Genomic DNA, 1,106 nt, shown 5'->3' with positions numbered 1-1,106 from the left:
CGAAATCGGAAAAGTCCTGGCATGGGCAGAACCGCAAGGTATTCCGGTGATTGCCCTTGCCGGCTCTACCCACTTTTTCCACGGCAAACTGATTGTGTTGCGCGATACCATCAGCCGCTTTGCACCAATGATTTTGGGTTAAATTAAGGGGCTGTCCCAGATAACTAAAATATTCCGGGATGGCACTTAATGAGAAAAAGCCGGTTAAGCCGGTATAAACAGAGCCGTTTAATCGGGTGCTTTGCCGCAGGGACAACCGCACCTCTTGCCGCCCGGTCAGCCGGTGTAAATCAAAATACAGCGGCATTTACTTCCGCCGCTTACGCGGCATCATTTACCATTATGATGCGGGAGCAGGCTTGTCAGGGGGTGGAATCGGGGCTGAAGCTTATTTCTTCCCTTATTTTCTTCGGTTAACGGACGGCCTCTGTACGTTTTACGTATCATGCCGTCTGAAACTTTTTTGCTGTGAAGCAGCGCCCGGTCACCTTTGCCGTCATAGCCTTTATCGGCTTCGGTTAGCAGGCAGCCTATGTGTGCTTTACGCATCATGCCGTCTGAAAACCCTTTGCTGTGAAGAAACACCCGGTTGGCTTTGCCGTCATAACCTTTATCGTCGGCTTTGTCTTTGCTGGGTGTGTTTTCTGAAGACACGCTGTATTAACCCTGACATCTCGGGCAATATCGCTAAGCCACAGTTCGAAGTGGTTGCACCCGTGTCCGTCCGCAGGACTGATGTGCAGTTTCCCGATATAGCCCTTCACAGCCGGTACGGCTATGCTGTTTGTAGCCGTGTGTTGTTTGCAGCCGAAGGAGAACTTACCGTCTGAGACCTTTGCAAAACCCAACCCATAATCAAAAAAAGCGTACTTAGGTGACTAACGTACGCTTTTTTTCAATATTAAATGCCCCATAATTACCTATGATTCCCTATTTTGGAACATATCCCCCCCCTTTTCAGACAGCAGCAGGCACACGGAGCCTGTTGGCAGCCTTCGGCAGGTTGATACAAACCGCCTTCAAATGACTTTGCGCAGTGACTTTCAATAAACCAAAATAAGCCGCACGGCGATAGCGGAATTTACGGTGCAGCGTACCAAAGCCCC

At 49.8% G+C, this 1,106-nt stretch carries 1 protein-coding gene and 2 pseudogenes; 1 reads left to right on the top strand and 2 read right to left on the bottom strand.

Features of this window, described 5'->3' with window-relative positions; genetic code table 11:
* Positions 1-142: pseudogene (locus C7N83_RS13920) on the top strand (alpha/beta hydrolase); the annotation flags it as partial.
* 188 nt (positions 143-330) lie between these two features.
* On the opposite strand, the gene C7N83_RS13915 reads toward C7N83_RS13920, so the two are convergent.
* Positions 331-654: a hypothetical protein gene (locus C7N83_RS13915; protein ID WP_106743288.1), complete on the bottom strand. Its 324-nt coding sequence runs from the start codon at positions 652-654 to the stop codon at positions 331-333.
* A gap of 303 nt (positions 655-957) precedes the next feature.
* Positions 958-1,106, bottom strand: a pseudogene (locus C7N83_RS13910) (IS5/IS1182 family transposase); the annotation flags it as partial.

Source organism: Neisseria iguanae (assembly GCF_003013245.1).
GTDB classification, from domain to species: Bacteria; Pseudomonadota; Gammaproteobacteria; order Burkholderiales; family Neisseriaceae; genus Neisseria; species Neisseria iguanae.
The sequence above is the reverse complement of the archived record's forward strand: the minus strand, read 5'-3'. Positions and strand labels throughout refer to the sequence as shown.